Source organism: Bradyrhizobium lablabi (assembly GCF_018129385.1).
GTDB classification, from domain to species: Bacteria; Pseudomonadota; Alphaproteobacteria; order Rhizobiales; family Xanthobacteraceae; genus Bradyrhizobium; species Bradyrhizobium lablabi_C.
In genome coordinates, this window is the sequence record NZ_JAFCLN010000012.1 from 145,885 (window position 1) to 171,995 (window position 26,111).

General features: G+C 64.0%; 24 protein-coding genes. 13 read left to right on the top strand and 11 right to left on the bottom strand.

Translation table 11 applies throughout. The annotated features are described in order from the left end of the window. The first annotated feature begins 269 nt into the window (after positions 1-269). Positions 270-800, top strand: coding sequence for a tetratricopeptide repeat protein (locus tag JQ628_RS22100; RefSeq protein WP_212225313.1), 531 nt, complete (start codon positions 270-272; stop codon positions 798-800). Between the two features lie 62 nt (positions 801-862). Here the strand turns inward: JQ628_RS22100 and JQ628_RS22105 are convergent, their stop codons facing one another. The 3 genes from JQ628_RS22105 to JQ628_RS22115 all read right to left on the bottom strand — a co-directional run bounded on the left by JQ628_RS22105 (position 863) and on the right by JQ628_RS22115 (position 5,343). Then, positions 863-2,410: a S10 family peptidase gene (locus JQ628_RS22105; RefSeq protein WP_212225315.1), complete on the bottom strand. Its 1,548-nt coding sequence runs from the start codon at positions 2,408-2,410 to the stop codon at positions 863-865. A gap of 142 nt (positions 2,411-2,552) precedes the next feature. Continuing rightward, positions 2,553-2,795 carry a hypothetical protein gene (locus tag JQ628_RS22110; protein WP_212225317.1) on the bottom strand — a complete coding sequence of 81 codons (243 nt, stop codon included), beginning with the start codon at positions 2,793-2,795 and terminating at the stop codon, positions 2,553-2,555. A gap of 136 nt (positions 2,796-2,931) precedes the next feature. Then, on the bottom strand, positions 2,932-5,343 hold the full coding sequence (locus tag JQ628_RS22115; RefSeq protein WP_249128225.1) for a caspase family protein: 2,412 nt from the start codon (positions 5,341-5,343) through the stop codon (positions 2,932-2,934). Between the two features lie 428 nt (positions 5,344-5,771). Between JQ628_RS22115 and JQ628_RS22120 the strand changes: the two genes are divergently transcribed. From JQ628_RS22120 to JQ628_RS22140, 5 genes are all read left to right on the top strand, one after another. Further along, positions 5,772-7,730 carry an autotransporter outer membrane beta-barrel domain-containing protein gene (locus JQ628_RS22120; protein WP_212225319.1) on the top strand — a complete coding sequence of 653 codons (1,959 nt, stop codon included), beginning with the start codon at positions 5,772-5,774 and terminating at the stop codon, positions 7,728-7,730. Positions 7,731-7,905: 175 nt separating this feature from the next. Beyond that, a complete protein-coding gene (locus JQ628_RS22125) occupies positions 7,906-8,679 on the top strand; it encodes an NAD kinase (protein ID WP_212225321.1) in 774 nt (257 codons plus the stop codon). 209 nt (positions 8,680-8,888) lie between these two features. Next, a complete protein-coding gene (locus JQ628_RS22130) occupies positions 8,889-9,434 on the top strand; it encodes a response regulator (RefSeq protein WP_212225322.1) in 546 nt (181 codons plus the stop codon). Between the two features lies 1 nt (position 9,435). Continuing rightward, positions 9,436-10,008, top strand: a complete 573-nt coding sequence (locus tag JQ628_RS22135) for an Hpt domain-containing protein (RefSeq protein WP_212225323.1) — start codon at positions 9,436-9,438, stop codon at positions 10,006-10,008. Between the two features lie 141 nt (positions 10,009-10,149). Further along, positions 10,150-11,127, top strand: a complete 978-nt coding sequence (locus JQ628_RS22140; RefSeq protein ID WP_212225324.1) for an ABC transporter substrate-binding protein — start codon at positions 10,150-10,152, stop codon at positions 11,125-11,127. A 120-nt stretch (positions 11,128-11,247) separates the two neighbouring features. On the opposite strand, the gene JQ628_RS22145 is transcribed toward JQ628_RS22140, so the two are convergent. Together JQ628_RS22145 and JQ628_RS22150 are read right to left on the bottom strand one after the other, a co-directional pair. Next, positions 11,248-12,426 carry a DUF2336 domain-containing protein gene (locus tag JQ628_RS22145; protein ID WP_212225325.1) on the bottom strand — a complete coding sequence of 393 codons (1,179 nt, stop codon included), beginning with the start codon at positions 12,424-12,426 and terminating at the stop codon, positions 11,248-11,250. A 218-nt stretch (positions 12,427-12,644) separates the two neighbouring features. Continuing rightward, a complete protein-coding gene (locus tag JQ628_RS22150) occupies positions 12,645-13,712 on the bottom strand; it encodes a transglycosylase SLT domain-containing protein (RefSeq protein WP_212225326.1) in 1,068 nt (355 codons plus the stop codon). A 292-nt stretch (positions 13,713-14,004) separates the two neighbouring features. Between JQ628_RS22150 and mddA the strand changes: the two genes are divergently transcribed. From mddA to JQ628_RS22165, 3 genes are all read left to right on the top strand, one after another. After that, the gene (gene mddA, locus JQ628_RS22155) at positions 14,005-14,787 is read left to right on the top strand and encodes a methanethiol S-methyltransferase (protein ID WP_249128227.1); all 783 of its coding nucleotides are present in this window, start codon (positions 14,005-14,007) and stop codon (positions 14,785-14,787) included. 126 nt (positions 14,788-14,913) lie between these two features. Further along, positions 14,914-15,531, top strand: a complete 618-nt coding sequence (locus tag JQ628_RS22160) for a TetR/AcrR family transcriptional regulator (protein ID WP_212225327.1) — start codon at positions 14,914-14,916, stop codon at positions 15,529-15,531. 3 nt (positions 15,532-15,534) lie between these two features. Beyond that, on the top strand, positions 15,535-17,655 hold the full coding sequence (locus JQ628_RS22165) for an alpha/beta hydrolase (RefSeq protein WP_212225329.1): 2,121 nt from the start codon (positions 15,535-15,537) through the stop codon (positions 17,653-17,655). Between the two features lie 28 nt (positions 17,656-17,683). Here JQ628_RS22165 and JQ628_RS22170 read toward each other — a convergent pair whose 3' ends face one another. Beyond that, positions 17,684-19,060 carry a PLP-dependent aminotransferase family protein gene (locus JQ628_RS22170; RefSeq protein ID WP_212225331.1) on the bottom strand — a complete coding sequence of 459 codons (1,377 nt, stop codon included), beginning with the start codon at positions 19,058-19,060 and terminating at the stop codon, positions 17,684-17,686. Between the two features lie 80 nt (positions 19,061-19,140). On the opposite strand from JQ628_RS22170, the gene JQ628_RS22175 reads away from it, so the two are divergent. Next, complete coding sequence (locus JQ628_RS22175; protein WP_249128228.1) at positions 19,141-19,578, top strand: DUF983 domain-containing protein; 438 nt, start codon at positions 19,141-19,143, stop codon at positions 19,576-19,578. 15 nt (positions 19,579-19,593) lie between these two features. Here JQ628_RS22175 and hisI read toward each other — a convergent pair whose 3' ends face one another. Both hisI and folE read right to left on the bottom strand, forming a co-directional pair. Beyond that, positions 19,594-20,019, bottom strand: a complete 426-nt coding sequence (gene hisI, locus JQ628_RS22180) for a phosphoribosyl-AMP cyclohydrolase (RefSeq protein WP_212225334.1) — start codon at positions 20,017-20,019, stop codon at positions 19,594-19,596. A gap of 25 nt (positions 20,020-20,044) precedes the next feature. After that, entirely contained in the window at positions 20,045-20,767 is a 723-nt protein-coding gene (gene folE / locus JQ628_RS22185) for a GTP cyclohydrolase I FolE (RefSeq protein WP_212225335.1), read from the bottom strand. Positions 20,768-21,023: 256 nt separating this feature from the next. Between folE and JQ628_RS22190 the strand changes: the two genes are divergently transcribed. After that, positions 21,024-21,467: an iron-sulfur cluster assembly scaffold protein gene (locus JQ628_RS22190; RefSeq protein ID WP_212225336.1), complete on the top strand. Its 444-nt coding sequence runs from the start codon at positions 21,024-21,026 to the stop codon at positions 21,465-21,467. A 138-nt stretch (positions 21,468-21,605) separates the two neighbouring features. Here JQ628_RS22190 and JQ628_RS22195 read toward each other — a convergent pair whose 3' ends face one another. Continuing rightward, a complete protein-coding gene (locus JQ628_RS22195) occupies positions 21,606-22,523 on the bottom strand; it encodes a hypothetical protein (RefSeq protein ID WP_212225337.1) in 918 nt (305 codons plus the stop codon). A 261-nt stretch (positions 22,524-22,784) separates the two neighbouring features. On the opposite strand from JQ628_RS22195, the gene yidD reads away from it, so the two are divergent. Both yidD and JQ628_RS22205 read left to right on the top strand, forming a co-directional pair. Next, positions 22,785-23,129: a membrane protein insertion efficiency factor YidD gene (gene yidD / locus JQ628_RS22200; RefSeq protein ID WP_212225338.1), complete on the top strand. Its 345-nt coding sequence runs from the start codon at positions 22,785-22,787 to the stop codon at positions 23,127-23,129. A gap of 113 nt (positions 23,130-23,242) precedes the next feature. Beyond that, positions 23,243-23,407: a hypothetical protein gene (locus JQ628_RS22205; protein ID WP_212225339.1), complete on the top strand. Its 165-nt coding sequence runs from the start codon at positions 23,243-23,245 to the stop codon at positions 23,405-23,407. Positions 23,408-23,423: 16 nt separating this feature from the next. Here JQ628_RS22205 and JQ628_RS22210 read toward each other — a convergent pair whose 3' ends face one another. Together JQ628_RS22210 and JQ628_RS22215 are read right to left on the bottom strand one after the other, a co-directional pair. Beyond that, a complete protein-coding gene (locus tag JQ628_RS22210; RefSeq protein ID WP_212225383.1) occupies positions 23,424-24,581 on the bottom strand; it encodes a hypothetical protein in 1,158 nt (385 codons plus the stop codon). Between the two features lie 41 nt (positions 24,582-24,622). Then, the gene (locus JQ628_RS22215) at positions 24,623-25,996 is read right to left on the bottom strand and encodes an APC family permease (protein WP_212225384.1); all 1,374 of its coding nucleotides are present in this window, start codon (positions 25,994-25,996) and stop codon (positions 24,623-24,625) included. Between the last annotated feature and the right edge of the window lie 115 nt (positions 25,997-26,111).

The following is a 26,111-nucleotide window of genomic DNA, read 5'->3' on the forward strand; positions in this document are numbered from 1 at the left end:
TGTCGATGGTTGCGATCCTGGCGCAGGCGCGCTGAACGGTTCCTGAAGCGCCTTGTCGGGCTTCGTTCATCTGCATGACATCTCCGTTATCGCGCTGACGATGCGAATTCACACGAAATTATGACGCTGGAGCGGGAATACGCGGCGGCGGCAGATGTTCAATCCGGCAGGCTTCGGTATAGGATCGGCGCCACCGGAACGCGGAAGCGATCGGGTCTATGCGACAGGCCGCCCGGCGCCGACCCGTGCGACGCGAACAGGAGAACTGCATGAAGAAATTCACGAGGCTTTTGACGCTGGGAATACTCTCCGTGGTGCTGGCCGCAGCACCCGTCGTGGTCTATGCCGCGCCCGACAACGATCCGCCGCCTTCCGACAGCAAGAAAGGCAAGAAGAAGAGCGAGCTGCGCCCGGACTCCGAATATGCCGCATTCGCATCCGGCTACCGCGCCGCCTATGCTGCGATCTACGACCGCGGCGAATATGCCTCCGCCATCGAGCAGTTGAAGGCGCTGCACCGCGACGACAGCGCGGCGGTCGCCAATCTGATCGGCTATTCCTACCGCAAGCTCGGCGACTACAAGGTCTCGCAAGTCTGGTACGAGCGCGCGCTGAAGGCCGACCCCAACCACGTCAAGACCTGGCAGTATTACGGCCTGTGGCAGGTCGAACAGGGCAACCGCGATCAGGCGCAGTATCATCTGAGCCGCATCGCCGCGCTCGCCGGTACGCAAAGCGAAGAGTACAAATCGCTCGCCGCAGCCTTGGAGAAGCCGCCGGGCACCGGGCTGGTTTACTGATCGACGCGATCGATTGAATTAGAACGGCGCAGCCTCCCCGCTGCGCCGTTCTATTTTGGCCGTCACTTCATCAGGCCCTGCACTTCCGACCGGAACGCCTGCCGGGCGGCGTCGCGCGAATAGAACATGTGGCCGCCCGGATAGACCACGAGCTTGACGCGATCGGGGCTCGCAAAGGCCGGCAGTTGATCGAGCATGATCCTGGTTGCGAAATAGGGCGTGGCCAGATCGAACAGGCCGTGGCCGACCAGGAGCTTCAGTTTCGGATCGAGCGCCAGCACCTGCCGCAGCTCAGAGACCGACTCGGCGGGGCCGCGGCCGAAATCCCAGGCCCGGCCAACCGAGTCATTGAGCAGGTAGTACGAGCCGTCCGGCCGCCAGTTGAGCTTGTTGCGGGTGAGCTCGACCGCCGCGCTGGTCAGCGGCGCGGTGAGCGAATCGCCGGAAGGGTCGCCGAAGTGAAAGTAGCTCGAATCCGGATAGGGATCGAAGCCGGTCACTGAGGCGTCGTATCGCCCGGTCACCCTGCCACTCTTCCGATCGAATTCCCGGCGGAATTCGCCGACGTTGAATCGGCCGGCAAGCCGGCGGCTCACCGCCTGATCGATGCCGGTCAGGCTTGCGACCTTGTCGGCGAGGCGATTGGTCGCTTCGGCATCTGCCTGCCCTTTGACGAGATCGACCAAAAACTCGCCGCTTGCGTAGCGCTCGACATCGGCGAGATCCTTGTGCGCCACGGCTCCCTTGGCCTCCCGCGCGACAGCAGCCATGGTGGGAAGGCTCGCGACATACTGCATGACGCTGGAGCCGCCGCGCTCCCGGAAATCGAATACCGGCGAGACCATGACCAGTCCGCGCACGCCGACGCCCTGCTCGGTCTGAAGATTGCGCACGACCTTCGGGCCGCGGATGCCGCCATAGCTCTCGCCCGCGACGAATTTTGGCGACAGCAGGCGGTCGTATTTCTCCAGCCAGCGGCGGATCACCACCGCGATCGAACTGACATCGCCGCCGACCGAATAGAAGCGCTTCCGCACGTCCTCGCCGGTCGCGACAAAACGGCTATAGCCGGTGCCGACGGGATCGATGAAGACGAGGTCGGTGAAGTCCAGCCACGTCTCGGCATTGGGCGACGGCTCGGGCGAAGCGGATGCGACCGCCCCCTCGCCCGCGATCGACAGCCGCCAGGGGCCGGCGGCGCCGAGCTGTAGCCAGGCGGAGGACGCCCCCGGTCCGCCGTTAAACAGGAACGTTACCGGGCGGTTGCGGTGGTCGGCTCCATCGAGCTGGTAAGAGGTATAGGCGATATCGGCCTGCGGCTCGCCCTTGTCGTCGAACAACCGGATCGAGCCCGCGGTCGCGGTAAAGGACAGCGTCCGCCCCGGCAGCGCCAGCGTGTGCTTGGTGGTCGAATCCGGCGGCAAGCGGTGCTGCTCGGCGGCGGCTGGCGTGGGTTGACTGCTGCCGCCCTTCTGGCCGGAAGGCGCCGACGCGGCGGGCCGGGCCGGAAGCTCCTGCGCATCGTCCGCGCGGGCATGGAAGGCGAAAGCAACAGCGACGAGCACGGCCAGCACGCGCAGGCAGCGCGTGTCGGCAAAACCGATGGTCATGTGCAGGGTCTCCGAACCGGCGTGTTTCGCCCCGGCCCGACTTCTAGCCCAAAAATGCGACAGGCCTCATTTCACAACGGCTTGAGGCGGTTACCAAACGGACAGTTCAATCAGAAAGCCGTCCACGACGTGATAGTTAGCCTCAATAGCTGACACCGAGGATCAGGACGAATTGCCGGCCACACCAGGGTCCCGCGCAATCCGGCCGATAATCGCGCCGCGCATAGACGCCGCGCCATCCCGGACCCTTGGCGGCGACTGTCCGGGACACACGCTGGTCCCCACCAACCGCCTCGGTGGCCGAAGCAGGAGCCAAAAGCCCGACCACGGCCGCGATGCTTGCGGCGGCCACGAACTTCAAGAACAAGCTTCGATTTGCAGTCACCGGGCGACCTCCTCGATTTGCATATTCAGTCGATCGCAGCGCACCAGAGCACGATGACTTTTCTTTGAAGCGTCATCGCGCTTATCCCTTGTTGAACATGATCATGCTCGAGGCCAGTAGCTTACCGGCCAAACGCTCAGAAGCCAACGCCGATCATGGTGTGGCTGCGGCCTCCGCCTCCGCCACCGCCGCCGCTCACGATGCTCGGCCGGGCAACGGCTTCCTGACGGACGCGCGGCGGCTCCGGTCTTGCGCGGCGCGGTTCCTCACGCTCCTGACGCTTCACCTGCTTGCGGCGCGGTCTTTCGTCTTCGTCGCCATCCCGGTTGCGCCGGGAGGCAGTCGCAGGCGCCGGCTTCTCAGCGGCCACGCAGGTCTCGCCCTTCAGCGTTTCGCCGTCCTTGCACTCGATCGGGCAAACCCGGGTGGCGTGCTTGGAAAGCTCGGCAACCAGTTTTTCGGTCACATTGACGTTCTCGGTCGGCTGGCCGCCGATCTTCAGGTAGCGGTTCAGGGCGTTCTTGGTCGGGCTGTCGAGCGTGCCGTCAGCCTTCTTGCCGGTCAGGCAGCCGACACGGGTTAACTCGGCTTGCGCCGAACGGACCAGTTCGGGTGAATTGGGCATCGCGGCGGCGCGCTTGGCAACCTCTGCCTTGAACTTGTCGAGCGCGGCCACCACCAGGCCGCCAAGGCGCTCGCAGGTCATGGCCTTGGCGAATGCCTTCAGGTCGTCCATGCCGGAGCCTTCGCTGCCCTTGGCGGTGATCTGTTCAAGCTTGCTTTGCTCGCTCTTGCAGGCGGCTTCCTTTGCCGCAGCCAGTTCAGCCTTCTTGCGGGCTTCTTCGGCCTCTTTGGCCTGCTTCTCGGCGGCGGCACGCGCGGCGGCTTCCGCGGCGATCCGTTCGCGCTCGGCCTGCTCCGCCTTGCGCTTCTCCTCGGCGGCCTTGCGCTCGGCTTCCGCTGCCCGGGCCTTCTGCTCGGCCTCCTGCGCCTTGGCGGCCTTCTCCTCGGCTGCGCGTTTGGCGGCAGCTTCCGCGGCAAGGCGATCGCGTTCGGCCTGCTCGGCGCGCTGCTTGGCTTCCTGCGCCTTGCGTTCGGCTTCCGCCGCCTTGGCCTTCTGCTCGGCCTCCGCCGCCCTGGCGCGGCGCTCGTCTTCTTCACGCTTCTTGGCCGCAGCGGCTTCGGCGGCCGCTACCCTCGCCTTTTCGGCGGCCTCGGCCTCGCGGGCGCGCCGCTCATCGTCCTCGCGTTTCTTCTGGGCGGCGAGCTCCGCCTTGCGCAACTCGGCCTGGCGGCGGGCTTCCTCGGCTGCCTTGCGCTCGGCCTCGCGCGCGGCGCGGGCCTGTTCTTCCCGTTCCTGCGCGGCCTTGTGGAGCACTTCGAGGCGCGCATGGGCGGCGACCGCGAGCGGCGAATCGGGGAAGCGCTTGATGAAGCGCTGTAGCGCCACGATGTCGGCGCTGTCCTTCACCTTGTCCCATTCGATCGATTCCGGCGTCGGCGTCTCGCGGCTGCCGGGCGGCCTTGTCGGTTCGATGGCGGCGAGCGTGGTGGCGGGAGCCGCAGGCGCCGGCGTCGGCACCGGCGGGACCGACAGCCGCTCGATCTGCGCGCGGGCAAGATCGGCATAAAATCCCTTGGGATGGGTGCCGAGGAACACCTGCCAGGCCCGGGCCGTTCCGATCTTTTCGACCAGCTCGTAGTCCTTCTTGATGTCGGCCGAGGATATCTCCTGCTGAACGACCGGCGCGGGCACCAGCGCGATGTTGCCGCCGCCGAGCGAACCGTAGACAAACGGCTCCTGCCGGTTGCCGGTCGACTTCAACACCTCGTCGCGGATCCGTCCGAACGCGAGGCGGACATCGAGCCCCGGCACTGTCAGATTTTTCAGGACCGCGGTGGTGAACGGGCTGTGCTCGCCGACGCCATCATCCGCCGTCGAGCCAGCTTTCGCGGCGTAGGCGATCAGGGTGTCGGTGCTGGTGGGCTCGACCTTGCCGAGGCCGGAGGCGGCTGCCGCGCGGTTCGCCATCTTTTTTTCCCGCCGCATCTTGGTCAGGAACGGATTGTCGCGGCAGGCGTCGAGGATGATGAGACGAAGGCGCCGGGCGCCGTCAGCAGACGACACCAGACGCTCGAGCGTGATGGCCTCATCGTCGGCATCGCGATCGCTGGCAAGCCGCGCATCGACCGGGATCAGGTAGTTGACCCCGCCGATTTCCAGACCGTGACCGGCATAAAAGACCACGGCAATGTCCGCGTCATCGGCCATGGATTCGAATTTCCGGATCGCGCGCTTGAACTCGAGATTGCCGACGTCGAGCGCAAGATCGACCGTTTCGAAGCCTGCGTCCCTGAACATCTTCGCAACCGAGCCCGCATCGCGCGATGGATTCGGAAGCCGCGGAACGGCCTGATAGGTCGAATTGCCCACAATCAGGGCCACGCGCCTGTCGGCCGCGAAAGCGACATTGATCGCCAGAACCATCGACAGAATGGTTCCTCCGATCACCGCAGCCAATGATGCGAGACGCCTGATCATTGTCATTTGAGCGCTGGGCTACCCCTAACCGCGCCAATCCCTTCAAGTATCGGTGAATTATAACCGAATTTTCTGCCGACCGCGACCGCGTTCGAATCCGAAAGCGGCACGTCCACAGTCTAGCTCCAGCGCGGCCGCAGCATGTGATGGACATCACGCCCGGCAGGGTCATAAGCGGAGGCGGAAGTCGGCTTGCCATCCCGCCCAAACCGCCCGGACGCTCGCCTCGGCGGGGGCCCGAGGGCGGCACGCCTCCTACCGACGGCGCCGTCGCGATGTTGCCATATTGGCACAGAGCCCGGAATCTTGCTGTGCGAAGCCCGGTAAAGCCTCCCCGGAACTTCCGGAGTCCCGCGCTCTCATTTACGAATTGCAGCACGAGGGTGCCGAGTCCTCGCTTATTTTGAATTGCGCTTTTATTTTGGGGACTGCTCATGAAGTTCGGACCGATTGGTGGCAAAGGCCGAATCCTGGCGGGTATCGCCTTCGCGATGGCCGTCTCGACAAGTTCAGGCGCTTTCGCACAGTGCGTCGGCGCCGTAACCGGACCTGGTGCAGGTCCGCCCGCCAATTTCGGCCCCCAGTTTGCGGCGATCGCGGCAGCAGGCGGCGCAGCCTCGGGCTCCTTCGCGGCCGCCTTGGGCAACATGAGCACGGCCTTCCTCAGCCAGCAGGGCAGCGCTTTCGTTTCTGCCCCTGGCGATCCGAAGCCGAACCAGCCGGGCGGCGGCGTCTGGACCCGCAGCGTCGGCGGCGAAGTCACCAACAAGTTCAACTCGGCCGCAACCGGCAATGTGAACGCCGGCGTCTTCAACCCGGTTCTCGGCACTGACGCCAATTTCAACTGCGCCGGCAGCGTGAAGTCGACCTTTGTCGGCACCCAGGTCGGACAGGACATTTCGAGACTCAACGTCGGCGGCTGGAATCTCCACGTCGGTACGACGGCCGGCTACTTGTCATCCCGCGCCACCAGCAGCACGGGCTCGACCGATTTCGAAATCCCGTTCTTCGGCGCCTACGGGGTGGCGACCTATGGCCGCTTCTTCGCCGACATCATGGTTCGCGAGGAATTCTACAACTCCAACCTCACCAACACGGCGGTCGGACTGTTCGGCCAGCAGGTTGGCGCACGTGGTGTTTCGGTTTCGACCTCGGCCGGCTACAATTTCGCGCTGGCCAATAACTGGTTCATCGAGCCGTCGGCCGGATTCATCTGGTCGCGGACCAAGGTCGACGACTTCAGCGTGAGCGGCGGCGTCATCGGCAACGGCATCGTTTCGACCTACCGGACGGCGCCGATCGAGAGCCAGATCGGTCGCCTCAGCCTGCGCGGCGGCACCACCATCGTTTCATCGAACATGGTCTGGCAACCGTTTGCGTCGGTCAGCGTGTTCCACGAGTTCGCCGGCAATGTCGAATCGAGCGCGGTCAGCCTCAATGCGCTGGCGCTGGCCTTCGTGCCGCCGATTCCGCTCACCCTCACCGGCACCAACAGCACCACGCGCGTCGGCACCTACGGCCAGTATTCGCTCGGCGTCGCTGCCCAGCTTCAAAATACCGGCTGGCTCGGTTTCGCCCGTGTCGACTACCGCAACGGCAACAACATCGACGGCTGGACCGGCAACGCCGGCCTCCGCTATCAGTTCACGCCGGAGCAGATCGCCGCGGCCGTGATGCCGCGCAAGGCCCCCGTCAAGGCGTTGGGCACCGTCATTCCGGTGACCAACTGGACCGGCTTCTATGTCGGCGGCTTCCTCGGCGTCGAATATGGCAACACCGACATTCGGCTTCTCAACACCGGCGGCATCGGCAACAATCCGCGCGTGATGGGCGGCATGGGCGGCTTCCAGGCCGGCTACAACTATCAGTTCGCCAACAACATCGTGCTTGGCGTCGAGGGCGACATCGGCGCGGTCAACCTGCAAGGCTCGCGAACCTGCACCACCGGTATCGATTTTGCGGTGAACTTGAACTGCCAGAACTCGTCGAACTGGATGGCCACCGTGGCGGGCCGCGCCGGCTATTCCTGGGACCGCATGCTGTTCTACGTGAAGGCCGGTGGTGCGTGGGCCGATGACAGCGTGAACGTGAGCTGCATCTTCGGGCCGCTCAACGGCCCGGCTGGTCCCTGCGTCAATCAGTTCGGCGTAGCAACCAATGGCTTTAGCACCAGCGGTCACCGCAGCGGCTGGCTGGTCGGCTACGGCACCGAATTCGACCTCGGCAAGAACTGGTCGGCCAAGGCGGAATACGACTACATCGACCTGGGCAGCCGCACCGCGCTCGCCACCGATGGCGTCACCACGCTGCGCAGCTCCGGCGCGATCAACCAGGTCAAGGTCGGCGTGAACTACCGGTTCAGCGGACCGACCGCGGTCGTCGCCAAGTACTGAGCTGGTCGTTAACCGACGACGATTTCCGGGCGGTCGCTTTCAGCGGCCGCCCGATTTCATTTACCTTGCCCGAAAGGCGGCCCTGGTCATCTCGACAAGGATAGCCAAGCTGTATAGACGAGCCCCGGCGCATCTTTAACGCGCGAGTACGGGTAGCTATCGAGTACGAGTAGCCATGGCCAAGCGGTACGAAAAGATCGCCTTCGTCGCGAGCGCCGGCGCGGAGGCGCAGGCGGCGTTGAAGCAGCTCGTCGATATCTACGGCAACCATGACTCCAACCATGCCGACGCGGTGGTGGCGCTCGGCGGCGACGGCCTGATGCTACAGACGCTGCATGCGCACATGCGCACGGGCAAGCCGATCTACGGCATGCACCGCGGCACCGTCGGCTTCCTGATGAACGAGTTCTCGACCCACGACCTGCATGCGCGGCTGGAAGCCGCGCGCGAATCCCTGATCAATCCCCTGCTGATGCGCGCCACCGACGTGCACGGCACGGTACACATCCATCACGCCATCAACGAGGTCGCGCTGTTTCGCCAGACGCATCAGGCCGCGCGGCTGCGCATCCTGATCGACGAGCACGAACGGATGCCGGAATTGATCGCCGACGGCATCCTGGTCGCAACGCCGGCCGGATCCACCGCCTATAACCTCTCCGCGCAAGGGCCTATCATCCCCATCAATGCCGCGCTGCTGGCACTGACCCCGATCAGCGCCTTCCGCCCGCGGCGCTGGCGCGGCGCGCTTCTGCCCAACACCGCCTTCGTCGTCATCGAGGTGCTCGAAGGCGACAAGCGTCCCGTGGCGGCGGTTGCCGATCATGACGAGGCCCGCGACGTTCGCCGGGTCGAGGTGCTCTCGGACAAGACGATCTCGATGCGGATGCTGTTCGACCCCGGCCACAGCCTGGAAGAGCGCATTTTGCGCGAGCAGTTCGGGTACTAGGACCTAAACTTCGAAAACAACCCCATGCACAGTAGACCGGCCGGTATCCTGGTGGTGGTCAGCCTATCTTCGCGCGTCGCGAGCCGGCGCGGCGGCCAATTCCAAATTCGACCCGGCTGCTCCACCCGGCAACCCTTCGTTAACTCGCGCCGCGATATGGTTAACGCTGGGTAACGCCGTTTGGCCCGGCCTGCCCGCGAGGCCCGACCATGTATCGCATCGATTTCAACAAGCTGCGGTTCCTGATTTGCGACGACAACCCGCATATGCGGCGCATCCTGCGCACGCTGCTGCATTCGTTCGGCGCACGCGAAGTCTATGAAGCCGAGGACGGCGCCACCGCGCTCGAAATGTACACCCACTACGTGCCCGATATCGTCATCACCGACTGGTCGATGCCGATCTTCGACGGGCTCGAGCTGGCGCAGATGATCCGGCAGCCGGAATCCAAGGGTAACCCCTACGCGCCGATCATCATGCTGACCGGCCATTCCGAAAAGCGGCGCGTGACGGTAGCGCGCGACGCCGGCGTCACCGAATTCCTGGCCAAGCCGATCTCGGCCAAGGGGCTCTATCAGCGCATCATGAACGTGGTCGCCAATCCCCGCCCCTTCATCAAGACCAAAACCTATTTCGGGCCCGACCGCCGCCGCAACCCCAACGCCGCCTATATCGGCCCCGAGCGCCGCGTCGGCGGCGAGATGGAAGTGATGCAGCAGCCCTCGCTGCTCGAGAAGGCGCGCGCGGGGATCTAGCATGGCGAAATCTAGGGATATCGAGGTCACGAAGTTCTCGACCCACCATGTGATCGTGCAGCCCAATCCTTTGCGCAAGGTGCTGCGGCGCGTGCCGGAGGACGATCTCGACGATCCCGTCGCACGGGCGGAAAAGGCGCTGGCCGGCCTCTCCGGCGAGTTCAAGAACTGGATGGCGATCGAGGCCGACCGCCTGTCCGCCGCGCATGCCGCGATCCTGATGAACGGCTTTAGCGATGCGACGCGCGAAGAACTGTTCCGCGCCGCCCACGACATCAAGGGCGATGCCGCAACCTTCGGCTACCCTTCCGCGGGTGCTGCCGCCGAGAGCCTGTGCCGGATCATCGAGCACGCGCCCGATCTGGAAAGGGTGCCGTCGGATCTGATCGCGCACCACATCAACGCCGTCCAGGCCATCGTGCGCGAGCGCACCAAGCTCGACACCGCGGCGATGGCCGGCGAACTGAGCCGGCAGTTGCGCGGCATCGCCGATGCGTTCCTCACCCACGCCAATCGCGACCGGCCGGAGCATCTCGAGGCGATTTTGGCGCCGAGCATCGCTCCGGCGGAATAACTCACCGTCGTCCCGGGCAAGCGTGAAGCAGGCATCCGTCCTTGGGCTAGGGGATGTCTGCAAATGACGTCGTCAGTCACCACGTGTCGGCAATCCCGATCTGCTATATCCTGAGCTGTCTTGACGCTCGAGGAGAGCTACATGCGTCGGCGCGAGTTTATCACGCTGGTTGGGGCGGCCGCCGCCTGGCCGCTCGTGTCGCGTGCGCAACAGGCAAAAATACCCGTAGTTGCATTCCTCGGTATTCAATCGGCAACCGCTTTTGCGGAGCGACTGAACGGGTTCAAAAAAGGATTGAGCGAAGCCGGCTACGTCGATGGACGTAATGTGACGGTGGAATACATATCGGCTGAAGGCCGTACCGATCAATTTCCCAAATTGGCCGCCGATCTAGTCCTGCGTCAGGTCGATGCTATTGCTCTGGCTGGCCTGCCTGCCGTACTGGCCGCCAAGGCTGCGACGACCAGAATTCCGATCATCTTCACAGGAGGTTTTGATCCTGTCGCGTTCAAAGTCGTCGCCAGTCTAAATCGACCAGGCGGCAATATTACAGGAATAACAGAGTTAGGCGTAGTGCTGGCCCAGAAACGGTTGGAGCTGATGCACGAGCTTATTCCCGCGGCGACTACATTTGCGCTCCTTGTCAATCCGGCCAATCCCAATGCTGAAACTACCATAGCGGAAGTTCAGGCAGCGGCACGCATGCGCGGTTTGCAATTGCACATCCTGCGCGCGAGCACCGAACAGGAACTCGACATCGTGCTTGCGACCCTGGTCCAGCTGCGGGCCAAAGGGCTCGTGATCGCAGCCGAACCCTTCTTGGGAAGCCGGACCGAGCAGATCGCCAAGCTGGCCAACCGCTATGCGGTGCCCACCATATCGCAGTTTCGCATTTTCGTCGCCAACGGCGGTCTGATGAGCTACGGCGGGGACATCGTTGATCAGCACCGTCGCGTCGGCATTTACACTGGCCGCATACTCAAGGGAGAAAAGCCCGCTGATCTGCCGGTAGAGCAGGCCACGAAAGTGGAGTTGATCATCAATCTGCGGACCGCCAAGGCGCTCGGCGTCGCTGTGCCATCAGCACTGCTCGCGCGGGCCGACGAGGTGATCGAATAAATTCGCGTATGTACGCTTGTGGCCCATCGCGTCATTTCGATGTGCTGCGGAATTTGGTCCCTATCAGGGCATAGCGGACTCTGGCAAGCCGACCGGCAGATTTATGGGTTCACGGCCTAGCTAAGCCGCGATCAGATCGTCGTGCTGCATCGCCTGTAGCGATGCTTCCGCCACCAGCTCGTCGCAGAACAGGCGGGCTTCTTCCCGAGCCGATTCCGTCGCAAAGCGGCGCAGCAGGATCAGCAGCGGCTCGGCCGAGCGGCCGTCGGTCTCGCAATGGGTCAGCACGCGCTCGACCATGCGGCGCCGCAGCCGCGCCACCACGGACACGCTGTCGATATAGCCCATCTCGTGGCTGACCTCGAGCGCGACGCGGAAGGCGGCGAACGTCGATTCCGGCAGGCCCGCTCGGATCAGCAGCGCCTGCACGCTGGCGCCGCCGCGGTCGTGCAACAGCGCGCTGACGCGGGCGAGCGGCAGGCCGGACAATTCGGCGAGCGCACAGTCGAACAGATCGAGATTGCCCGACAGCAGCGCGCGCAGGATCAATCCCGCAGTAAGCTGGCCGGTGACGCGCAGATGCCGCACGAGGCCAATCATCTCCTCGCCGCGCGAGCGCGCGGCGATGCTCACGGTGGAGCGGTCGCGCGCTTCGCTGGTGATGCGCCCTGCCCGGTCGGCAGACAGCCAGTTGCGGGCGACCACGAACTGCGCCAGCGTATCGGAGAGTTTTGCAACGAGCGCGGCGCGGGTCGCGGCCGGCAGATCTTCCAGCACCAGCATCGATTCCCGGATGGCGGCGAGATGACCGTGGCGCTCGACGATGCGGTCCCAGGAGAACGGCGCGAGCTCGGCATAGGGATTTTCGATCAGTTCGAGTGCGGCCGCGGGCGAACCGACTTCGGCGATCGCCGCGCAGACGGAAGGCGGCAAACTGATGCGGCGCGCGATCGCGCATTGCATCTCGTTGTTGCCGGTGGCGACGATGTCGACGAGATCGGCGTCGATCAGAAGCGGTGAATGTTCGAGGATAGGCAGCGCGACCGACGGCTGGTCGACCGAGAGCGCCTGCACGATCGCCGCCGGCGCATCGCTGCTGCGGCAAAACACTTCCGCCATGGCCTGGCGCACCAGCGGCGAGGAATCGTCCAGCAGCATCAACAGCGCGCCTTCGGCGGCGGCGCGGTCGTCATCGGAAAGGTCCGAAATCAACCAGGCCCGCGCCAGCGCCCGGGTGGCTTCCGCCCGCTCACCTGCGGACGCGGTTCTGATCCAACTGATAAACTGCCGAACGATCATGGTCCTGCCGGCTTACGCAACGAGACGACACCGTCACGCGATGCCACTGCAAGGGAAAATAAACCATGACGGTTAATAGAGGGTTCACCATAAATGTTTGGGATTATTGACGTTTCGTTAATGACGCGGGGCCGCGGCTGAGGTGCCCATGCGGTGGCGATCCGGGGAAACAGCGCGGAAACGATACGCGCCGCGCCACTGTTTCGTGCGCTATCGTGCTAGCTGCTGAACGTGCCGGCGCGGTCGCTGAAGAGATCGAGCCTATCAGGCGCGCGCACTTCGGGCTTGTTGGTCGGCAGTGAAGCGACCGGGCTTGCGATCGCGACCGAGGTTGCTGACGCAACCGAGGTCGGCGCGGACGAATTGCCCCACAATTCCTGCACCGCCGGCGAGATCGGTTCGCTGCGCTCGCCGCCCTGGAACAGCGAGCGGAAGATGGGCTCCTGCTGCGGCAGCGACGCTGTCTTCATGTCGGCCGCGGCTGATGCCGTGGCCGGCGTCACGCTGCGCGCATCCGGAAAGCTGGAGAGATAGGCGGCATTATCAATCGCCGGCGCCGTCTGCGGCGTGGCGCTTGCGAACGCCATCTGCGTCGGCGCGGCGTCGCCAAGCGCGGCGAAGGCGGTGCGGGTGTCCTTGGCGTTGGCTGCGCCGGCATAGCGGGTGGTCAGCACCGAATAGACCTGCGAGACGGTGCGCGCGTTGCCGCCGCGATCGTAGAAGATCGAGCGGTTGGCCGCCGCGGCATTCGGAAACAGCCGCGCGGCAGACGCGTTCGGATTGTCCTCGGCGTTGGAGATCAGCTTTGCCGCGCCGCCGACGCCCATGAAGTGCGCCATATAGAGTTCGCTGTCGGTCGGGCGGCGGCCGATCTTGCCGGTGAGCTTGAAGCTGTTCGATTGCGTCAGCACCGCGGCCATCGCGGAGGCCGCATTGGGATCGTCGCGCAGCTTCATGATCGAGCCGCGCATCGAGGGATCGTTGACGTAGTAGGTGCCGGACGCTGTCTTCGAGATCGCGTCGGCATATTTGCCGTAGCCGAGCTGGCTGCCCGCTTCCTTCACCGTGCCGAGCCAGGTCTGGTCGATGAACTGGAACAGTCCGCGCGCCGACGAGGTGGTGGCGGCCGCCTTCGGGTTGAAGTTGGATTCCATCTTGGCGGTGGCGAGCAGGTATTCGAAGCTGGCGCCGGTGGTGCTGGCCGCGTTCTTGATAGAGGTCGCGATCTTCAGGCGCGACGGATCGATGCCTGCCGCTGCATTGGCGCCTAAGGTGTCTACCGCCATGTGATGGCGCCCCGCTTCCCTCGCGAACCGCGCGGCCCTCGCCGGACGCCGGCAATCGGCGCCCATACGCTGATAACACTGGGTCAATTATGGTTAATTCTGCGTTAAGGAGCGCCGATTGCCCCAAAACCCGCACATTGCCATGAACCAATTCGGTCGTTCGACCGACTGAATATCTGACGAGCCATCGGGACCGTTCGAACGTCGGCAAAGACGCTGTGGCGAGGGTTTCTCCCACTCACAACCATGGAAGGCACCTCCCCCGTCCTTTCTCATGAAGAGGATCAAAGCCATGACAGACCACGCAATGCATCCGCCCTCTCCCAAGACCATGACCGGCGGCATGGTCGCGGTGCTCTACGGCGCCGTGACTTACCTGTTGTTCCTCGGAACCTTCCTGTACGCGATCGCCTTTGTCGCCAATCTGCCGGTGCCAAAAACCATCGACAGCGGACAACCAGGACCGTTCGTTCCTTCCCTCATCATCAACGCCCTGCTGCTTGGTGTGTTCGCGATCCAGCACAGCCTGATGGCGCGCCCCTTCTTCAAGCGATGGTGGACACGTATCGTACCGCCATCAGTGGAGCGCACGACCTACGTGCTGTTCGCGAGCCTCGCGCTGCTTCTGCTCTACTGGCAATGGCGGCCGATGCCTGACGCCGTATGGTCGGTGACCGATCCGACCGCGGCGACGATCTTGCAGACGATCTCATGGATCGGCTGGGGAATCGTGCTGGCGAGCACTTTCATGATCAACCACTTCGAGCTGTTTGGCCTCCGCCAAGTGCTGGCGCGCCTGCTGGGCCGCGAGCTGCCCGCACCCGAATTCAAGACGCCGATGCTCTACAAGAATGTGAGGCATCCGATCTATCTCGGCTTCCTGATTGCCTTCTGGGCGACGCCCGTGATGACGGTCGGCCATCTCTTGTTCGCGGTTGCCACCACCGGCTACATCCTGATCGGCATCTGGCTGGAAGAGCGCGATCTGATCGCCCTGTTCGGCGACAAGTACCGCCGCTACCGGGAACAGGTTTCGATGTTGATCCCGCTGCCGAGACGCAAGGCCGACAGGTGAAGCGGACCGGCGTTTTCGATGCCCGGTCTCGCGCCGGGCATTGGAATTTCCAGATCTTGAAAGCCTAGCCAGTCCGGCCGGGATTCATGTAGCGTTTCCAACGGACCAGGGAAATCGAGAGACAACATGGCGCGCGCGGCGGCGAAGAAGATCGAAACCAGCACGAGCTTGCTCGAAGCTGCCAAGAAGGTGCTGCGCACCGCCGGCTATGCCGGTCTCTCGACCCGCGAAGTTGCCGCAGCGGCCGGCGTTCCGCTGAGTCAAATCCACTATCACTTCGGCTCAAAGCAGAACATGGTTCTGCAACTGTTCGAATATCTCAATGTCCAGTTGCTCGATCGGCAGAACGAACTGTTCGGGGACGCGTCGCTAAAACTGTCCGAACAGTGGGATCGCGCCTGCGACTATCTGGACGAGGATATCGCCTCCGGCTACGTGCGGGTGCTACAGGAGCTGATTGCGGTTAGCTGGCACGACGCGGAAGTTGCAAAAGTGATCCGGGCCGGCCTTATGGGCTGGGTCGACCTGATTTCGGGTCTGGCACGGGAAGCGGAAAAGAAGATCGGTCCGCTCGGCCCTTTTTCGGCCGAGGAAATCGGCGCGTTCGCCGCCTCGCTCTTCATCGGCGGCGAAAGCCTGTTTCTGCTGGGACTGGAAAAGAAGGGATCGCCGATACGCGCATCGTTGCGACGCGTCGGCGACCTGATCAGGATTGCGGAGAGTTCTTCACCCGGCAAGAGGTGATGCATGCGCGCAAAGCTGCCTGACAGCGAGGGTTTCGTCAGCCGCGACGGCGTCAAGCTCGCCTATGAAGTCTACGGGAACGGCGCGGACACTATCCTGTTCATTCCGCCCTGGAGCATCGTTCACTCCCGAATCTACAAGGCGCAACTGCCCTATTTCAGCGAGCGCTTCCGCTGCATCGCCTATGACGGGCGCGGCAACGGCAAATCCGACCGGCCGGAAGACGTCGCCGCCTACACGCTGGACAATTATCTCGCCGATGCCCTTGCGGTGATGGACGCACTCGACGTCAGGCAAGCGATCCTCGTCGGACTTTCATTCGGCGGCCTGCTCGCCTCCGTTCTCGCGGCCTACCATCCTGAACGCGTCAAAGCGGCGATCCTCGTCGGCACGGTCACGACCATCGGACCTACGCACCGCACGAGATTTACCGCCTCCTCCTTCGTGGCCGAACACGACCGCTACAAAGGCTGGGACAAATTCAATCGCAAATACTGGCTGACGGACTATCCCGACTTTGCCGAGTTCTTTATCCGCAACATCTGCAATGAGCCGCATTCGACCCGGCAGATCGAGGACGGAATGGATTGGGCCGCCGGGACCGACGGGCCCACGCTGGTCAAGACGATCGAGGCGCGCAATGTTCCTCCTGCCTTCGACGTCAGCAAGGCTATGTACCGCAAGATCGGTTGCCCGGTATTGTTCATCCACGGCGACAATGATCAGATCCAGCCTTACGAGCGCGCCGAGGCTGCGCACGGGGAAATGACGGGGGCGGAATTCGCCACCTTCGCCGGCGGCGGACACAACCCGCTCGGCCGGTATCCGGCAAAATCGAACGCGTTGATCAACGACTTTCTCGATCGCCGCCTCGGTATCGCCGCCCCTGCCCGCAAAACGTTCCGGCGCACGGCGCGCGAGAAGCGCGTCCTCTATCTTTCCTCTCCGATCGGTCTTGGCCATGGCCGCCGCGACATCGCCATCGCACGCGAACTGCGCACATTCCACCCCGATCTCGAGGTCGACTGGCTCGCTCAGGACCCGGTCACCCGTTTGCTCGAAACCAGTGGCGAGCAGGTTCATCCGCTCAGCACGCGGCTGGCGAGCGAGACGCGGCACATCGAGCTCGAAAGCGGTGAGCACGAGCTGCATTGCTTTCAGGCGCTGCGCCGCATGGACGAAGTGCTGATCAAGAATTTCATGATCTTTCAGGACGCCGTCGAACAAGGCGGCTACGACCTCGTGATCGCGGACGAGGCGTGGGATATCGACCATTACTGGCACGAGCACCCCGAACTGAAGAAAGCAAAGCTGGCCTGGCTGACCGATTTCGTCGGCTACCTGCCGATGACGTCCGGCGGCGACCGCGAGGCGCTGCTGACGTCCGACTACAATGCGGAAATGATCGAGCACATTGAACGGCACCCGGCGGTGCGGGATCGTGCGATTTTCGTGGGTCACCCCGACGACATCGTGCCGATGTCATTCGGCGCAAACCTGCCAATGATGCGCGATTGGGTGCCCAGGCATTTCGAGTTTGCCGGCTATATCATCGGCGAGCATCCGAGCACCTTCGGCGACCGCAAGTCTCTTCGTGCAAGGCTTGGCTACCGCGACGACGAGCAGGTGTGCATTGTCACCGTCGGAGGCTCGGGCATCGGCACCCACTTGATACGGCGCATCCTGCAGGCCTACCCGATCGTGAAGGCAAAACTTCCCGCACTCCGCATGATCGTGATCGCCGGACCGCGCATCGATCCGGCATCGCTCAACGCACCAGCAGGCGTCGAGGTGCGAGCCTTCGCGGCCAATCTCGACCGCCATCTGGCGGCCTGTGATCTGGCATTGGTCCAGGGTGGACTTACCACCTGCATGGAGCTTGCCGCGTCCGACACGCCATTCGTCTACTTTCCGCTGCGAAACCATTTTGAGCAGAACTTTCATGTCGTCCACCGCCTCCGCCGCTATGGCGCCGGCATTCAAATGGATTTTTCAGCCTCCACCCCCGACATGATTGCAGATGCCATGGCGCAGGCCCTTTCCAGTCCGAACCGGCCAAAGCCGGTTGAAGCCGATGGAGCGGGAAAGGCAGCACGTATGATCAGCGAGTTGCTGACGGCATGATCCGAAGGGCCGGTTTTGCTCGCAAAGCTTACACCACCTGCCGCGCGCCGACCGGCGTCTTGACGGTATTCGCCAGCACTTGCAGGGCCTGACTTAGCTCGGCGCGGTTGCGCGCTGCCCCCAGCGAGACGCGCAGGCCGCGCGGCGCGGATTGGCCGGCGGCAAAGGCATCCTCGCCGACGACGGCAAGGCCGTTGCGCATCAGATGCGAGAGTAGATCGGTGCCTTCGAGGTGCGGCGGGAGCGGCATCCAGAGGTGATGGCTGGCGGGACGCGCCGCGTAAGTCACTCCTTTAAGGAAGCGCGCGGCAAGTTGCTGGCGCGCGGCGGCCTCGCTGCGGATCGCGCGGATGATTTCGTTGGCGATGCCGGAGCGGAGCCAGTGCGTGAGCAGCGCCACCATCAGCGACGGCGGCATCAAGAGCGTGGCCTGTAGGCCCGCCCGCATTTTCTGCTCCGCGGCCAAATCCGGCGCCAGCAGATAGGCAACGCGCAGGGCCGGCGCGATGCACTTTGCCATGCTGGCGGCGTACCAGGTCCTGTCAGGGATGAGATTGGCGATCGGCGAGACCTGTGGCTCGAGCGCGCCATAAGCATCATCCTCGATCAAGACTGTCGCGCGCTTGCGGATGATGTCGGCGATCGCCTTGCGCCGCCCCACGCCCATCGTCGCGGTGGTCGGGTTGTGTTGCGTCGGCACCAGATAGACCGCCTTCGGCTTGCGCTTGCGGCAGGCCTCATCGAGCGCGGCGGGCAGAGCGCCCTCGCCGTCCATGGCGATGCCGACCAGTTGCACGCCGAGGCGTGCGGCGGCCGCCTTCACGCCCGGAAAGGTCAGCACCTCCGTCACCACCACATCGCCCGGCGAGGTCAGCGCGAGCAGCGCGTTGAAGATGATCGGCTGCGTTCCCGGATAAATGACGATGCGTTCGGGCGTAGCCTGCGGCACGCGCGCCTGAAGCCAGGACGCCGCCACCTCGCGCTCATCGGCGCTGCCGCCCGGCCGCGAATAGCTGAGGAAGGCGGAAAAGCCGGCGGCAGAGCGGATGCTTTCCAGGCCTTGCGCGATGCGCAGATCGAGATTGGCTTCCACCGGCTGCGGCGGCAGATTCATCGAGAGATCGATGTTGACCGGCACCGGAAGATCGGCTGCCGCGCGCGCCGTCGTCTCGGAAACGAAGGTGCCCTGCCCGACCTGCGCATCCAGCAGTCCGCGGCGGCGCGCTTCGCCATAGGCGCGCGTGACCGTGGTCAGATCGATGCCAAGCGCATTCGCCAGCGCGCGGTGGGTGGGAAGCCGCTGACCGCGCACCAGGCGCCCGCCCGCGATATCGGCTGCGAGCGCATCGACGATGCGCTGGAACACCGGGCCATGCCATTCCGAAAGCGTAGGGAGCCAATCCATGCAATTCGGCCGATTGTCTTTGAATGTATGCTTCTTGGGACATATTGTATGGATCGTCAACAAGGTCAAGGAATTCAGCCATGACGCAACCGGTCTCCCTCACCAAGGCACTGGCGCGCGGCTTTGCGATGAAATGCCCCAATTGCGGGCGCGGTCACCTCTTCCGGCGCTTTCTGAAAGTCACCGATCATTGCGAGGTCTGCGGCGAGGACTACACCGCGCAGCGCGCCGACGATTTTCCCGCCTATCTCGTCATTGTCGCGGTCGGACACATCGTGGTCCCGGCGCTGCTCGCGGTCGAAACTGCCTACGCTCCGCCGGCCTGGCTTCAGCTCGCGATCTGGCTGCCGGTGACGCTGTTCAGCGCGCTCGGCCTGTTGCAGCCGACCAAGGGCGCCATCGTCGCGTTGCAATGGCACAGCGGCATGCACGGCTTTGAGGAAGCCAAGCGAAGGCGGGAGAGCGCGAGCGGCAACCCGCTCGCGGGGCACGATCACCTGCGATCCCTCAAGACCTGACGCGCAAAAGCGGCGTTACTTGTAGACTTTGGCCGGATCAAATTTCCGGTCGGCATCGACAAAGGCGAGGCTGACCTTGCCGTCCTCACCCTTTACGGCGCGATAGAAGCAGGAATGCCGGCCGGTGTGGCAGGCCGCGCCTGACTGCTCGACGCGGATCCATACCGCGTCCTGATCGCAATCCATGCGCAGCTCGACCACGCGCTGGGTGTGGCCCGAGGTCTCGCCCTTGCGCCACAGCGCGTTGCGCGAGCGGCTGAAATACCAGGCCTCGCCGCTGTCGATGGTCCGGCGCAGCGCTTCCTCGTTCATGTGCGCGACCATCAGCACGTCGCCGGTCGCAGCATCAGTCGCCACACAGGTGACGAGGCCCGACGCGTCGAATTTGGGTTGGAGGGCCAACCCCTCTTCGCGCTCGTTCAAACCCGGAGAGGTGGACACGAAAGACCTCGCAGTGCTTGCGAGGTCACCGCTGCGGTGCTCGCACCATGGACATGAAACGCGCCTGCTCCGCCGGATTGTCGCGGAACATGCCGGTGTAGCGGCTGGTGAAGGTCGAGGCGCCGTGCTTGGCGACGCCGCGCACCGACATGCAGGTATGCTCGGCCTCGATCATCACGGCAACGCCGCGCGGTTTCAAAATCTCGTCGATCGCCGCCGCAATCTGCGCGGTCAGATGCTCCTGGGTCTGGAGCCGCCGCGCGAAGATGTCGGTCAGCCGCGCCAGCTTGGAAAGGCCCACCACCCGCTCGACCGGTGTGTAGGCGATATGCGCCTTGCCGTAGAACGGCATCATGTGGTGCTCGCATTGCGAGGTGAACTCGATATCGCGCACCAGCACGAAATCGTCATAGCCGGCGGTCTCGCCAAAGGTGCGGTCGAGCACCTCGGCCGGGCACTGGTGATAGCCCTGATAGAGTTCGTCGAAAGCTTCGACCACACGCCGCGGCGTATCGATCAGGCCCTCGCGCCGCGGATTCTCGCCAATATAGCCAAGCAGGGTCTGCACCGCCTGCTCGGCCTCGGCGCGCGAGGGGCGCGGCTGGTCGGCGCGGACGGCGGCGGCCAGGAATTCGGCCGGATCGAGCTCGGCCGGACGCATCTCCGGGGCCTTCGCTTCGGTGGCCTTATCGGAAGTCTTCAGGTCAGAAGTCTTGCGGGGATTGAGGGATTTGATCAACGCGTCCATATCGTCTCCGTTCGACCGGTCCCGCGAGACCGGAGTGTCACCGGGCAGACGGGGCGGTTTTCCGCCGGGCGCCTGAGTCCCATGTTATTGCGCCCTGACCTAACACCCAAGAGCCCAAATGGCTCCCGAAGGGGTGTGGAGGGCGTGATCCGGCAGACTGTATTTCCACCGGTCCAGTACATATATAGGACCGTGGAACGGGGCCGCCAAGGGCGCTCAAAGGGCGCCGCGGCCGGGCCGTGCTGGATCTCGATCTATGCTGAACGACATCTACAACAAGAAAATCATCGAACTGGCCGGCAATATCCCCCGCCTGGGCCGCCTGCCCGACCCCGACGCCAGCGCCACCGCGCATTCCAAACTGTGCGGCTCGACGGTCAAGGTCGACCTCAAGATGGAAGGCCCCGTCGTCACCGATTTTGCCCATGACGTAAAGGCCTGCGCGCTGGGACAAGCCTCCTCCTCCATCATGGCAAGCCACGTGATCGGCTCGACCGCGAATGAGCTGCGCGAACTGCGCGAAACCGTTCGCAGGATGCTGAAGGAAAACGGCCAGCCCCCGGAAGGCAAATGGGCCGACATCGGCCTGCTCGAGCCGGTGCGCGACTACAAGGCGCGCCATGCCTCGACCATGCTGACCTTCGACGCCGTGGTCGATGCGATCGGCCAGATCGAGGCGAAGGCGAAGCAGCTGGCGTAAAGCCCCCCGCGCGCGAACTATTTCTCCTCGTCCTGAGGAGCGGCCGCTTGGCCGCGTCTCGAAGGATGAAGGCCACAGACGGCCTGCATGGTTCGAGACGCGCGCAAGAGCGCGCTCCTCACCATGAGGATTTGAGATTTACTTCTGCTGCTGCGGCTGCTGAGGGGCCGCCGGGGCCTTGCCGCCGGTCGGCACATGCGCTTCGGCCGTCTTGGTCGACCTCGCCGGCTCATCTTCGGCCGTGCTGGCCACGAAGCGATCCTGCAACGACTTCGGCTTGGCATCCGCCATCGGCACCGAGGCGCTCTCGCGCGGCGGCAACACGTCGGCGACCGAATTCGTGGTGACCAAATTGGTCAACTGCAATTCCGCGCGCGACAGGCGATGCAAATCTTCCCATGGCGGAACGCTCAGCGCCAGGGACAACAGGTCGCCGGTGCCGCCCATGTCGAAGGTGAATTTCGCAAGACGGCCGATGTCGCGCTCGACGATCATCAGGTCCTGCGCGGTGTAGCTGGCGGCCCGCGCGTCGTCGGCGCGGTCGCCCATCCAGATCTGGTGAACGCGGACTTGCGCCGTCTCCGGCACGTAACGCGTCTTCCCTGCCAGCAGCAGGAACACGCACATCGACTCACAATAGGCTTCCGGCACGACGCTGGCGCGCGGACCTTGCGCCGTCGGATTGCGCACGCTCATGCCGACCGTGGTCAGCGCACCCAGGCTGCGGAACCGCCGGCCCAGCGCGATGGAATCGTTGACCGAGCCGCCGCTGGAATCCAGCACGATGGTGGCGCCTGCAAGGTCGCGTCCCCTCGCGAACTCATCGAACGCGCGCGGGCTGTCCGCCGTGACGATGCCGACCGCGCTGACCCAGCCGCGGCAATTGGGCTCGCAGGCGACCCAGCTGAACGTCATCGGCAGCTTGCGTTCTTCGAGAGTGGCACCGGCCTGCGCCGAAGTGCCCAGCGTCGTGAGCGCGCCGGGCAATGCGATGCAAAGGGCGGCGGCGCCGAGTAACGCCCAGCCGCGAATATCGAGCGACCTCACAAGCTTCAATTCGGTTCCTTCCCCCGAGCCCTAAATAAAGCCCCGAGACAACGCCTCGGAGCGAGCAGTGGCATGGCCCCATTTCAACACGACATGATTCTGTCATTGCCGCGTTATCAAAACGGTAACCGCACGAGCTGGGATCGTCTATAGGACCTTTGCTGCACCGCCAATCAAATCGTGCGATATTTGAAAAGTGTGGCGCAAATATCTGACGTCGGGCGAGTTCCTTGCTGCGGAACCCCGCAAAAATACGGCTAGGATCGCGGCATGCCGCCCAGCAAACACGCACTGCACTGCCCCGACTGCGCCGGCGTCGTGATGCGCCTGCCGCGCAATGCCGGCCGCGGATTGATCTGGATCTACCGGCATACGCTCTCGCCGCTGGTCGGTTACAACTGCCGGCACCTGCCGACCTGCTCGGCCTATGGCGATGAGGCGATCGAGCGATTCGGACTGTGGGGCGGCGGCTGGATGACGTTGGCGCGCCTGTTGCGCTGTCATCCCTTCGGCACGTCCGGCATCGACAACGTGCCGCTGGAAAGACCGCCGGGCGCGTGCTGGTATCTGCCGTGGCGGTACGGCCGCTGGCGCGGCGTCAACGCGCCTGAGTGATTGCAGCGACTCGGTTTGCTGCATCGCTTTCAAGCGCGCCGCGCAATCCAGCCACGCGGAACTCCGGCGCAAGTGCGGCATTGGTGTGACGTCCTCCGAGGAGGAAACAATCAATGCGCTGGAAAATCAGCCACCACGGTCACGACCCCAGGCATATCGACCTGCTTGCCGTGCTCGCACTGCTGATCGTTATTGTCGTTGCCTGCCACTATCTTGCCCAACCGGAAACGCCGAGCACCGCCTCGTTCATCGTGCCGAGCCAGAACGTTCACTGGTGAATCCGCGCGACGCGGATCAGCGCCCGAACCAGAGGAAGCCCCGCTGCGGAGGCGGCGGTTTCGGCTTCTTGGGGCGCGGCGCGGGCGGTGGTGGCGGCGGCTCGGCCGATGACGTGGTCTCCAGCGAGCCTTCCGCCACCTTCACCGACAGCAGCAGGTTCGATTCATTGGTGCGCCAGCGATAGCCGATGCCGAAATTGATCGGCTCGGCGCGGCGGAACAGGTCGGCATAGGATTGCTGGAAGCGTCCGGGGAATTCGCCGATCGGGCCGAGATAGCGGCCGAACGGGAAGAAGCGCCACTGCCGCGCATTGTAATTTGCGAGTGGAATGCCGGAATCGTCCTGGATGACGGTGGCGCTGTTGGCGAGGATGTAGTCGCGCACGGTGGTGAAATTGCCGGAATGCAGCAGATAGGACGCGCTCTTGATCAGGCTGTTGCCGGGCGCCAGCGTCGAGCAGAACTTCAGGAAGCCGCTCGACTTGACGCCGCTGTTGGATAGATCGGTCGAGAAGTAATACAGCGTCTTGTCGCCGCCCTCACCGGTAAAGAGGATGCGCGCGCCGCGCACCGCATTCGGGCCGGGATTCTCGTTGCCGTAATACGCCTTGCCCTGATCATCGAGCGCGATCGGCGTGACCTCGCGAATGGTCTTTCCGGAGCGTGCCAGGAACACGTAGAGGATCGGCAAGGTGCCGCTGATCTGGCCGGCGCGCAGGTCGGTCTTCATCTGCTTGGTAATGAAGAAGCTGAAGCTGAGGATCGAGCCTAGCGAATGCTCGACATTGTAGAGCGCAGCGCCCAGCGCGCCGCGCGGCAATCGGCTGAGGTCCGGCACCTGCCCGACCGGCTCCAGCGCGCTCAGCACATAGGTCGATGCCTTCGGATAGAACGCGTTGGCGTAGAGGAAGTCCGGCCCGGAAAACATGTAGAACATGGTCGGCTTGGGCGCGGCGAGATGGCTTTCCGACCAGGCGCGGATCCTGGCGAGCTGGCGCTGCTCGAGCTGGCCGAATGCATTGTCGAAGAATCGTGCATGCCGCTGCCAGGCCGGTTCCTTCGTCAGCGGCATCAGCGGCGAGTCGGCCGAGGGCATCATCCCCGCCAGGAATTTTGCGGTGTCGTCGGCGGTGACCTCGGCGGCGCGCGCCGGCAACGCCGCCGCAAGCAACATGAACGCGGCAGCGATCGTGAGTTTCAGCGCGTGTGGTATGGTCATTCGGCGCCTGAGGATGCGATGGCCGGGCTCTTGCCAGTCTGTTTGCGGAAAACGGCGTAAATCAGAAGACCTGAAATCATGATCAATGAACCGAGCAGCGACGGCTTGGGCTGCGTCGTCAGAAGATAGTACATCATGAAACCGGTCACGAGCAGGAAAACCAGCGGCGTAAACGGGTATCCCCAGGCCCGATAGGGCCGCGGCAGGCCGGGATGCGTGATGCGCAGCTTGATCACCCCGAGCACGGTGAAGAACGAGCAGAACAGCAGCGAGAACTGGATGAACTCCAGCACCTGATCGAAGCTGCGGGTGAACAGCATGAGGGTTGCGACCGCCAACTGGAACAGGATGGCATAGGCCGGCGCGCCGCTGGTCGAGCGCCGCGCGAAAATCCGTAGCGCCGGGATGTCCTCCCCCATGGTCATCATCACCCGCGGGCCGATCCACATCATCGCCGAGATCGAGGAGATCAGACCGATGCAGATCATGCCGCCGACGACGCGGCCGCCGAACTCACCGAAGATGTGGCTGCCGGAGATCCGGGCGACGTCGATCTGCCCGGCCAGCTTGTCGATCGGTGCGGTGTGCAGGAACACCGCATTCAGCGCCACATAGATCACCATCACGATCAGGGTGCCGAACAGCATCGCGCGCGGCACGTTGCGCTCGGGCTGCTTCATCTCGCCGATGATGTAGGTCGCCGCGTTCCAGCCGGAGAACGAATACATCACGAATACAAGGCTTATCGCGAAGGGCGCGCTGACGACGTAGCTGAAGTCGACGGCATGGGGCGCAAACGACACCGGCTGGGGCGTGCCGATCACGAAGCCGCAGGCAAGGAAGGCGACGATCAGCAACACCTTCAGGATGGTCGAGATCAGTTGAAACGTCGAGGAGTGCCTGACGCCGGTGAGCTGAACCAGCGAGACGATCCAGACGATGCCGATCGCAAGCGCCAGCGGCGGCGCGTTCGGCAGGATCGATTTGCCGTATTCGCCGAACGCCATGGCCGCCAGCGCGACCGGCGCGGAGAAGCCGACCGTCGCCGACACCCAGCCGGCGACAAAGCCGAAGGCGGGATGGTAGGCCCTGCTGAGAAAGTTGTATTCGCCGCTCGAGCGCGGAAACATCGCTCCCAATTCGCCGTAGGAGAACACCCCGCACAGCGCGACGATGCCGCCGATCGTCCAGAGCAGCAGGATCGAAAAGCCTGACGGGATGTCCTTGACCTGGAAGCCGAGGCTGGTGAAGACGCCGACCCCGACCATGTCGGCGACCACGATGGCCGTCGCCACCAGCAGCGAAACGCTTGAGCTGTTACCTGTGAGCCGGCCCGGCAAGGCCGCGCCTCCCGCTTCTGATGCCGCCATGTCGGTCCACGCCTTGGGCATCTCGCCCGGGATTTCGGTCATGGTGCAGGCTGGGGCCTGCCGTTTCAAGCAGTGTTAACAAAGGTTTAAATCGCAAACTGATTTCGGTATCAAA

Bases quoted from the DNA above. Each gene is read 5' to 3' on its own strand.
- JQ628_RS22120 (WP_212225319.1), top strand. From the start codon at position 5,772: ATGAAGTTCGGACCGATTGGTGGCAAAGGCCGAATCCTGGCGGGTATC.
- JQ628_RS22205 (WP_212225339.1), top strand. From the start codon at position 23,243: ATGCGCTGGAAAATCAGCCACCACGGTCACGACCCCAGGCATATCGAC.
- JQ628_RS22190 (WP_212225336.1), top strand. From the start codon at position 21,024: ATGCTGAACGACATCTACAACAAGAAAATCATCGAACTGGCCGGCAAT.
- JQ628_RS22125 (WP_212225321.1), top strand. From the start codon at position 7,906: ATGGCCAAGCGGTACGAAAAGATCGCCTTCGTCGCGAGCGCCGGCGCG.
- JQ628_RS22150 (WP_212225326.1), bottom strand. From the start codon at position 13,712: ATGGCGGTAGACACCTTAGGCGCCAATGCAGCGGCAGGCATCGATCCG.
- JQ628_RS22115 (WP_249128225.1), bottom strand. From the start codon at position 5,343: ATGACAATGATCAGGCGTCTCGCATCATTGGCTGCGGTGATCGGAGGA.
- JQ628_RS22135 (WP_212225323.1), top strand. From the start codon at position 9,436: ATGGCGAAATCTAGGGATATCGAGGTCACGAAGTTCTCGACCCACCAT.
- JQ628_RS22210 (WP_212225383.1), bottom strand. From the start codon at position 24,581: ATGTTGCTTGCGGCGGCGTTGCCGGCGCGCGCCGCCGAGGTCACCGCC.
- JQ628_RS22130 (WP_212225322.1), top strand. From the start codon at position 8,889: ATGTATCGCATCGATTTCAACAAGCTGCGGTTCCTGATTTGCGACGAC.
- JQ628_RS22140 (WP_212225324.1), top strand. From the start codon at position 10,150: ATGCGTCGGCGCGAGTTTATCACGCTGGTTGGGGCGGCCGCCGCCTGG.
- JQ628_RS22105 (WP_212225315.1), bottom strand. From the start codon at position 2,410: ATGACCATCGGTTTTGCCGACACGCGCTGCCTGCGCGTGCTGGCCGTG.
- JQ628_RS22215 (WP_212225384.1), bottom strand. From the start codon at position 25,996: ATGGCGGCATCAGAAGCGGGAGGCGCGGCCTTGCCGGGCCGGCTCACA.
- mddA (WP_249128227.1), top strand. From the start codon at position 14,005: ATGACAGACCACGCAATGCATCCGCCCTCTCCCAAGACCATGACCGGC.
- JQ628_RS22100 (WP_212225313.1), top strand. From the start codon at position 270: ATGAAGAAATTCACGAGGCTTTTGACGCTGGGAATACTCTCCGTGGTG.
- JQ628_RS22175 (WP_249128228.1), top strand. From the start codon at position 19,141: ATGACGCAACCGGTCTCCCTCACCAAGGCACTGGCGCGCGGCTTTGCG.
- JQ628_RS22170 (WP_212225331.1), bottom strand. From the start codon at position 19,060: ATGGATTGGCTCCCTACGCTTTCGGAATGGCATGGCCCGGTGTTCCAG.
- JQ628_RS22160 (WP_212225327.1), top strand. From the start codon at position 14,914: ATGGCGCGCGCGGCGGCGAAGAAGATCGAAACCAGCACGAGCTTGCTC.
- yidD (WP_212225338.1), top strand. From the start codon at position 22,785: ATGCCGCCCAGCAAACACGCACTGCACTGCCCCGACTGCGCCGGCGTC.
- JQ628_RS22165 (WP_212225329.1), top strand. From the start codon at position 15,535: ATGCGCGCAAAGCTGCCTGACAGCGAGGGTTTCGTCAGCCGCGACGGC.
- folE (WP_212225335.1), bottom strand. From the start codon at position 20,767: ATGGACGCGTTGATCAAATCCCTCAATCCCCGCAAGACTTCTGACCTG.
- JQ628_RS22145 (WP_212225325.1), bottom strand. From the start codon at position 12,426: ATGATCGTTCGGCAGTTTATCAGTTGGATCAGAACCGCGTCCGCAGGT.